This window comes from Eggerthella sinensis (genome assembly GCF_003339815.1).
Classification (GTDB): domain Bacteria; phylum Actinomycetota; class Coriobacteriia; order Coriobacteriales; family Eggerthellaceae; genus Eggerthella; species Eggerthella sinensis.
On the sequence record NZ_PPTT01000056.1, the window covers coordinates 1 to 8,747 of the forward strand.

The 8,747-nt window shown below is 66.5% G+C and carries 6 protein-coding genes and 1 pseudogene; 1 reads left to right on the forward strand and 6 read right to left on the reverse strand.

What is annotated here, in order from left to right:
* Nucleotides 1-843, reverse strand: a pseudogene (locus C1876_RS17195) (helix-turn-helix domain-containing protein); the annotation flags it as partial.
* A gap of 230 nt (nucleotides 844-1,073) precedes the next feature.
* Between C1876_RS17195 and C1876_RS17200 the strand changes: the two are divergent.
* Nucleotides 1,074-2,837 carry an FAD-dependent oxidoreductase gene (locus C1876_RS17200; protein ID WP_114547945.1) on the forward strand — a complete coding sequence of 588 codons (1,764 nt, stop codon included), beginning with the start codon at nucleotides 1,074-1,076 and terminating at the stop codon, nucleotides 2,835-2,837.
* An 83-nt stretch (nucleotides 2,838-2,920) separates the two neighbouring features.
* Here the strand turns inward: C1876_RS17200 and C1876_RS17205 are convergent, their stop codons facing one another.
* From C1876_RS17205 to C1876_RS17225, 5 genes are all read right to left on the reverse strand, one after another.
* Complete coding sequence (locus C1876_RS17205; protein WP_114547946.1) at nucleotides 2,921-3,475, reverse strand: hypothetical protein; 555 nt, start codon at nucleotides 3,473-3,475, stop codon at nucleotides 2,921-2,923.
* On the reverse strand, nucleotides 3,472-4,842 hold the full coding sequence (hisS, locus tag C1876_RS17210; RefSeq protein WP_114547947.1) for a histidine--tRNA ligase: 1,371 nt from the start codon (nucleotides 4,840-4,842) through the stop codon (nucleotides 3,472-3,474). Before hisS ends, C1876_RS17205 begins: the two co-directional genes overlap by 4 nt.
* Before the next feature lie 155 nt (nucleotides 4,843-4,997).
* Nucleotides 4,998-7,619 carry a tetratricopeptide repeat protein gene (locus tag C1876_RS17215; protein ID WP_114547948.1) on the reverse strand — a complete coding sequence of 874 codons (2,622 nt, stop codon included), beginning with the start codon at nucleotides 7,617-7,619 and terminating at the stop codon, nucleotides 4,998-5,000.
* Between the two features lie 117 nt (nucleotides 7,620-7,736).
* A complete protein-coding gene (locus C1876_RS17220; RefSeq protein WP_114547949.1) occupies nucleotides 7,737-8,117 on the reverse strand; it encodes a NifB/NifX family molybdenum-iron cluster-binding protein in 381 nt (126 codons plus the stop codon).
* Nucleotides 8,117-8,536, reverse strand: coding sequence for a PadR family transcriptional regulator (locus C1876_RS17225; protein ID WP_114547950.1), 420 nt, complete (start codon nucleotides 8,534-8,536; stop codon nucleotides 8,117-8,119). The genes C1876_RS17220 and C1876_RS17225 overlap by 1 nt, the downstream gene beginning before the upstream one ends.
* Nucleotides 8,537-8,747 lie beyond the last annotated feature (211 nt).

Genomic DNA, 8,747 nt, shown 5'->3' on the forward strand with positions numbered 1-8,747 from the left:
GCCCCCCCCCCCCCCGCCTTGCTGCCGCGCGAACCGACTCATCACGCCGCAGCAGAACACCATGAGGATGACGGCCAGCACCTCGAACAGCACCATGTAGTTGAGCCCCGACGACAGCGTGTCGCCCTCGCGCCCCGACAGGTACACCGTCACGCTGCATCCGATGGCGAAGGCCGCAGCCACCACCACGAGCACCTGCAACGCCTGCGCGCCGTCGCCCAGCTCGCGCACCTGCGCCTCGCCCTCCGAGGAGGGGTTGCCGGAACGGATGATGCACGCGATGGTCACGAGCGGCAGCGCCAGCAGAAACCCCTGCGTGATGGTGTCCGAAAACGAGCTGACCGCGCGGAACAGGAAGTAGCACACCACCGCCACCACGAGCGCCGGGTCGAGGTAGAACGACGCGCGCTCGAGCCGCGCCGCGTGGATGGTGGACGTCCAGATGACGATGATCCAACCGCAGGCGAATCCCAGCAGCGCGCCCGCCGCGTAGAACAGCGCCACGCCCACCACGGGCAGCATCGACACGAGCGCGAGCGTCGCCCCCAGCGCCGCCACCACGCTCACGGCGGGAACCCCCAAGGCCGACTCGGCGAACCGGCGCGCCCGCAAAAGCGGCTTCGACAGCAGGTGCGCGAGGATGGTGGACGCGATGACGACGAGGAAGAACACCGACAGCTCTTCCGCCGTGCGATCCACCCCGATGAAGTACAGCGCCCGAATCACCATGTGCGACGTGAAGAAGTACAGCACGCCCAGGCCCACGTCGAGCACGGTCGGGCGCACGAAGAGTGCCGCGCGCCCCTCGATGCGCTCTTCGGATTCGGTCATCTCTGAAGCCATGTCTCCCCTTCCATGGTGCGATGCCATGTCGCAAGTATAGAGGATGGCGCGGGTAAGGAATAACGCATTTCGAGTGAGATACGGCCCCGCGCCCGCCGCGGCAACAATGCCACACTTTGAGTGACGCGCTCGTTCGCCGCCGGGCATACACTGCCCGGTATCAAGCGAAATCGCAGGTCGCACGCTTTATCGCACGCTTGATAGGGGATCATTCGATCAAAGGAGGGAACATGGGAACACCGAAATCAATGGATCGTCGCAGCTTCCTGAAGGGCGCGACGGTGGCCGGAGCCGCCGCAGCCGCAACGGGAGCGCTCGGTTTGGCCGGCTGCGCGCCGCAGGACAAGGAAACCGTCGCCGCATCGAGCGAGCTCATCCTCGACGCCGAGAAGTTCCAGAACGCGAAGTGGACCTTCGAGATTCCGCCCGAGCCCGTTGACGAGAGCAAGATCACGAACACCGTCGAGTGCGAGATCCTCGTCATCGGGGCCGGCGTGGGCGGCCTCGTCACCGCATCGTCCGCCGTCGAGGAAGGCGCCGACGTCGTGCTCATCGCCTCGAGCGACGGCCCCGTCTCGCGCGGCGGCTCCAACGCCGCATTCAACACGCGTCTCACCAAGGAGCTGGGGCTGGACTTCACCCGCGAGGAGATCGAGCCCATCTTCCAATCCATCTTCGCCTCGAACAGCTTCCGCCTCGATCAGGAGAAGTGGTGGCTCGTCTACGACGAGTCCGGCACCGCGATGAACTGGCTCATGGACAAGATGGAGCCCTACGGCATCTCCACCGTCATCGAGAACAACCAGCGCGACGGCGGCACCGACTGGTGGGACGGCGGCCCGCTCAAAACGCTCAACGTATCGCACTCGTTCGTTGCCGAGGGCGCCCAGGCGGCCGGCGCATCGCAGCAGATCGTCGTGGAAGCCCTCGCTGAGGAAATCACGAAGGGCGGCGGCCAGGTCTTCTACAACACCACCGCCGTGCAGCTCGATCGCGAAGGCGACAACACGGGCCGCGTCACCGGCTGCGTCGCCAAGCACAACAACGAGTACACGCGCTACACGGCCACGAAGGGCGTCGTGCTGGCCACGGGCGACTTCTCTCAGGACAAGGACATGGTGGCGAAGTACTGCCCGATGGCGCTGCCGTTCGGGTACGGCGGCGTCTACGACGGTTCCGGCCTCAAGCTGGCCCTCTGGATTGGCGCGTCGTGGCAGAAGTACACGCCGAACGCCCCCATGCTGGCCACGATGGGCGACGAAGTGCTGCCCTGCCGCTGGTGGGCCGAAGGCGCGCTCACCACGTTCCCCGGCCTGCTGGTGAACAAGAAGGGCGTGCGCTACTCCAACGAGAACTGCACGTACGGCTACATGCCCTATCCGCAGCGCGTGCAGCCCGACGGATGCGCCTTCCTCATCTGGGACGAGAACTGGGTTGCCGACTCCGCGCCGTGGCAGAGCGACCGCGTGGGCGGCGAGCCGCGCGACACGCAGGAGGTGTACGACGCCATCCAGGCCCTGTTCGACCCGAACACCGACTGGACCACCACCGACGAGTACGCGGGCTTCGACGCCACCATGGCCGAGAACGCCGTGAAGGCGAACACCCTCGAAGAGCTGGCCGACGGCCTGGGCCTTCCGCGCGAAGAGTTCCTCGCCCAGGTGGAGCGCTACAACTCGTACTGCGAGACGGGCCTCGACGACGAATTCCACAAGGACAAGCGCTTCCTGCTGCCGGTCAAGCAGCCGCCGTTCTACGGCATCAAGAACGAGCCCTACACGCTGTGCATCACGGGCGGCCTCAACACCGACATCCAGATGCACGTGTGCGACGAGAAGAACGACCCCATCCCCGGCCTCTACGGCGTGGGCACGGTCGTGGGCGACATGTACGGCGACGTGTACGACTACAAGTGCCCCGGCATCAACCTCGGCGGCGCCTGCACCACGTTCGGCTACCTCCTCGGCAAGAACCTGAGCGCCGGCACCTGGTAGAAGCCCTTCCCTCCCCTCAAAGACGAAGGCGGCCGCAAGGCCGCCTTCGTCGGTTCCGTCATGGGGGCGCGCATGCGGAGCCGCTACTTCACCGTGACCCAGCTCGCGTACTCTTCCATCTGCGCCAGCATCGCGTCCTGCTCGTCCTGCGGGATCGAACCCCAGCCGTTGAACGGCTCCGGCAGCTGCTTGACCACGGCAACGTAGTTCCCGGGCATCACCGTCGACGAGCCCGCTTTCTCGGACATGAACTGCCCTTGCGGGCCCCATGCGTCGGTGTACATCGTCACGCTGAACGATTCGTCGGTCTCGGTGTTCCTGATCGTCGTGGTGTAGCCGATGCCCAGCTCGGCGTCGGTGCCCTTGCTCTGCTCGTCGATGGTGTAGGTGTCGCCGTACTCGTACGCGAGCACGCCGCGCCACGATTCGGGCACCACCACCGTGTAGTAGGGCGTGTCGATGGTGCGCTCGGCAAGCGACGAGGCCTCTTCCGTCGGCTGCTCGACCGGCGCATCCGCTTCCTTGCCGGTGTCCGCCGCAGGCTCGCTCGTCGTCGCGCAGCCGGCAAGGCTCACCACGGCGACGAGCGCCGCCGTCAGCACCGCCGTCCGCGCGCCGCGCACCACCGGCAGCCTCATTCGGCGTCCAGCTTGCTCAGGGCCGCTTCGAGCGCGCCGGGGCTGCCGAACGATTCGCCGCCGAAGTGCGCCAGCAGCGACTTCATCACAGCGATGTCCGCCGTGCGCTCCTCGTGCGTGCGCATGTTGCGCACCTTCACCTGGCCCGCCGCCAGCTCGTCCGGCCCCATCACGGCCACGATGGCCGCACCCAGCTTATCGGCCAGCTTGAACTGGCTCTTCAAGCTGCGATGCTGGTGGTCCATCTCGCAGGTCATGCCCGCGTCGCGGCACGCCTGCATCAGCGAGAAGGCCTCGGCGCGCACGGAGTCGCCCACGCAGGCCACGAAGAAGTCGCAGCGTTGCGCCGACGGGAACTCGAAGCCCGCAGCCTGCAACGCAATCGCGCAACGCTCATAGCCCAGCGCGAACCCGAAGCCCGGCGTGGGACGGCCGCCCACTTCCTCGGCCAGCTTGTCGTAGCGTCCGCCGCCGCCGATGGCGTTCTGGCTGCCCATGCCCTCGGTCACCTGCACCTCGAACACGGTGCGCGTGTAGTAGTCCAAGCCGCGCACGAGCTTCGGGTCTTCGACGAACGCCAGGCCGGCCCCGCCCAGGTACGTCTTCACGGCATCGTAGTGCTCACGGCAGTCGTCGCACAGGTGCTCGGTGATCTTCGGCGCGTGCTCCATAACGGCGGCGCACCCGGGATTCTTGCAGTCGAAGGCGCGCAGGGGGTTGATCTCGGCACGGCGCTTGCACTCGTCGCACAGCTCGTCGGCGTGCGCGTCCATGTACGCCTTCACGGCATCGCGGTACGCCGGGCGACACCGCTCGCACCCCATCGAGTTCACCAGCAAGCGCGTGGCCTCCACGGGAATGCCGATGGCCGCGTAGAAGCGCATGAGCATGATGATGCCCTCAGCGTCCACGCTCGGATCCTCGGCGCCCAGGCACTCGATGCCGATCTGGTTGAACTGGCGCTGACGACCCTTCTGCGGACGCTCCGCGCGAAACATCGGGCCCGCGTACATGAGCTTCGCGGGAGCGGCGCCCTGCGGCACGAGGTCGTGCTGCACCACGGCACGCACCACGCCGGCCGTGCCCTCGGGTCGCAGCGACAGGCGGCTCTTTGCCTTGATGGTGCCGCCGTCCAGCAGCCTGTTCAGGTTCTCGCCTGAAATAGCCGTGAACATCTCCTTCGACACCACGTCAGTGGCTTCGCCGATGCCGCGCACGAACAACTCCGTCTGCTCGAAGAGAGGCGTCTCGATGGTCACGTATCCGTACCGACCGAAGATGTCGGCAGCCGTCGCCTTGAAGTGCGACCAGAATTTCGCCTCGTCGGGCAAAAGATCTTTCGTTCCTTCGGGAGCTTGCAGAGCCATGATTGCTTCCTTCGCTAATCGTCATGCTGAATCGAATTATTGTACCGCAAACGAGCGCAACCCGCCCCTATTCCCCCAACGAGCGCAGCACGTTCACGAGCGCGTCGCACAGGGCTAGCTTACGACACGGCCTCGCCTTTCGCCCGCAGTTGTGCTCAATCCCCCAACGAGCGCAGCACGTTCACGAGCGCGTCGTCGGGGCGATAGCGTAAGCGCAGCGCCAGCAGGTTGCGCGCCACGGGGAACAGGCCCGCATCCGTTGCCGCCGCCGCTGCCGATCCCATCGCTTCGATCACCTCGGTCGTCGGCGCCACGGGCACCGCGTGAGCCGCCAATTCCTCATCGACCGCTTCCCGCGCGGGAAGCGGCACGCCCGTCTCCTCGACCAGCTCCTGCAGCTCGGCCGTGGCCTGCAACGCCATCGACGACGAGGTCATGAGCGATTTCACGTAGCACACCGCACCCGCCTGCGGGCGCCCCGCCTTCCACAGCACGTACGCCAGCTGATAGTACGCCATGGCGATATCGCTGGGCTGCACGGCCACGAGCAGCCCTTCCTGCAGCACGGACGCGGCGTTTTCCATGTCGCCCACCAGCATGTACGCACGGCCGAGCTGCCGATACCCGGCAGCCGTCGCCGGCCCGATCTCGATGGCTCGCTGCCCGAAGCGCAGCGCTTCCTCGGTGCGCTCGAAGGAGTGCTCCAGCAGCTGCGTGATCTCTAGATGGCACAGGTAGTAGGAATCGGGTACCAGCTCCACGCGTTTGTCCGCATCGGCCGCCGCGCGCTGAGGATCGCCCGCGCCCCGGCGCGCACGGTTGTACAGCACGCGCGACGCATAGGAATCGAACGACCGATACACCGTCGTCGCACCGTCCACGAACCCATCGAGCGCCGCCGCCTCGCCCACGGCATCGATGAGCACCTGTACGGCAGCTTCCTGGTCGGTTGCCGCAAGTGTCCGAGCGCGCCCGAGCGCCACCAGGCAGCGATCCTCACCGAGAAAACGCCCCACCACGGCATTCTGATCGCCCATGTCCAGCTCGCCCTCGGCAAGCGCCGCCATGAGACGCGTGCACGCGTCGACCGCGCGCTCGTCCTGCCGCGCAACGGCTTCATCCTGCGCAGCGCGCACGAGCCGAATGGCGTCGGTCGCACTCGAAGCACGCACGATGTTGTCGGCCAAACCCTCGGCCAAGCGCCGACGCGCGGCATCGAACGTGATGCGCACATCCGCGCAGCGCTCGGCGCCCAGAGCGTCCACCGCGGCACCTTTCAGCGCGCCGTCAACCGCTTCGGGCCGCTGCTGTCGCAGCTCGAAGGACGGAAGCTGCTCGATCTCCTCAAAGGCGCTCGCCTCGCTCGAATCGAAGCGCGCCCCGGCAAACACGTACGGCGGCATCGGGTCGCCCGCACGCGCATCCTCGAAGCGCCCGAACGCATCGTAAACCTGCCGGTCGAACGTCACGTGTGCGAAGGGACGCGCCGCGATATCCACGCGCTGTATCGACGGCGATGCATCGAACGCCGCAGCAGCCAGAGCAAGACCCAGGTGCAGGGCATAGCGTTGCGCCTGGGCCTCGCGCGCCTCATCGGCAGCCTGCACCCATCCACCCTCGTCGCGCCACGTCCAAACGGGCATGAGCGACGCATCGGGCGCCCTGAGGTCAAACACCGCAACGCCTGCGTCCAGGTCGCAGCGCAGCGTCGCGTCGAACCGCACGGGAAGTCGCAGGCGCTCGAACATCACACCGAGCGCGCAACGTATCGCCCACTCCCCCTGCTCTTCGACGCTCGGCGCATCCGCCGGGCGCTCCGTTGCAGGATGCTGCGCGGCCACCGATTCAATAAGGTACTCGTCCCATCGCGTACAATCCACGTCCATTGCCAGGGACGCTCGCTCTCCGAACGTCTCTCCCACCAGCAGAAACCGATTGAGCGCAGCCTCGATGCCCCAGACGACGTTTTGCGGGATATCGGCATCCGCGTCTTCGACGCCCAGGTAGTAGGTGTTCGCGTACCGTGTGGTGCGCACAAGGCGCACCGCTTCGTCCTTCACGTCGTCCAGCTTGTCCAATCCCGCCTCGATCAGCCAACGCGCCAAGCAGCTTGCAAGCGCCGGAGGTCGATACACCGGATCGGCTTCCGCACGCTGCACATCCGCAACGAGCGTGCGCAGTGCCGTCAGCGGCTTGTCGCCGCGCAAACGCTCGTGCACGCCATCGAGCCCGCGCTCGGGCACCTGCGGCGCGCCGAGGGCCGGACGATGCACGAACGCGAAGTAGGCCCGCGCCATGACATCGTTATAGGCCAGGTTGGAACCGTAGGGCCCGAAGTCGTACCAGGAATCGAACAGCGTGTAGCGGTCGCGTGCGCACCGATACTGCGCAACCTCCACCTTCGAGCCATCGTTCTGATGCACGTACACGCGCCCCAGCTCTTCGCCCGGCGTCGGCTGGTTCGACACCTTCGCGAACGTCAGATTCGGCTCACGCGCCGGCGGCACCGTCGAAGGCTCGTGCAGGGAAAACGCACGGCCAAAAGGGTCGAGGTACGCCACCACTCGCACGTCGTTCTTGTCGAGGAATTCAACCGCGTACGACCCTCCTGTCGCCGGCAGCGGCAACCCTTTCGCAATCCAACCAAACGACGACGCGGAGGCGTCCTGCGCATCCGGAACCGGGGGCACGGCCCCTTCCACCACGTTCCGCTTCACCCCGAACAGCGCCTCCGCCGCCCCGAGATGATACCTGCCGTCGTCACCGAGTTGTTGCACCGCTTCGTCCTTCCCTTCGCTTCCTTGCAGCATAGCATGACCGCGCGACCCAAGAAACAAAACACCCCCGAAGCCCATGGCTGCGAGGGTGCCGATCCGCTTGGTTCAAGCGTGCGATCAGTGATGATGGTTGCACGCGTTGTCGGCGCTCATGACGGGCACGCTGCCGGCCGCCACCAGCTTCGCCGCATCGCCCACCACCGGCGTCTGATTCTCGAAGTACACGGTGATGCCCACCTGGTTGAAGCCCATGAGCGGGCGCATGCCCATGCCCGCCGCCACAATGGCGTTCACGCCGGCGTCGGCCAGCAGGTTCACCGGACGAAGGCAGCCGCCCTCTTCGTGCGGCGGATTCGCCACAACGCCCGTGCCGACGATCTCGCCGTCGACGATGTCCACCACCGTGAAGCAATCGCAGTGCCCGAAGTGGCCCGCACGTTGGGACTCGAGCCCCGCCTCGCCCATCGTCGGAATCGCCAGTTTCATCGTCTCGCCCATCAGTTCCTTCTTTCGTCGTTACCGAACTCCGCTAGACCGCCTTCCAGCAGGTCAACCAGTAAATCATCGAGGTGTCGCCGCGCTCGGAGCGCATCGAGCCATTGCTCAGCCAACTCCACGCCAAGCTGGGTCAACTCGTACTCGCGCCGTCGCGGCCCGGACTCCTCGTCGCACCACCGGGAAACCACCGCGCCCTCGTCTTCCAGACGCCGCAGCGACCGGTACAGCCCACCCACGTCGACGTCGACCTCGCCGTCCGTCCGGTCGAGGATGGTCTTGCGCATGTCGTACCCGTAGCCGCCCGAGTACAGCAGAGCCGCAAGTGCTGCCGGCTCCACAAGGGCACCGCCCCCACCGCCACGACGTCGACAGCACGGCTGCCGCCCGCCGCCCTCGCCGTCGCAATCGCCGCGCGGCATAGGCATCACTCCTCTCGCATTCGCTCGTCACATCTATATGCTGATAACATCTATACACCCGCAACATGCATGTTGTCAACATATAGAGAGAAAAGAGTAGTCAGCGGACGCGCCCGTCCGGCGCCGGGCGGCCTCCTCGGGGAAGGCGGGCCTCCCCCGAGCCCTCTAGCCCCCGAAGCGCGAAGGGGCCCGCCCCCTCCCGGGAACGGGC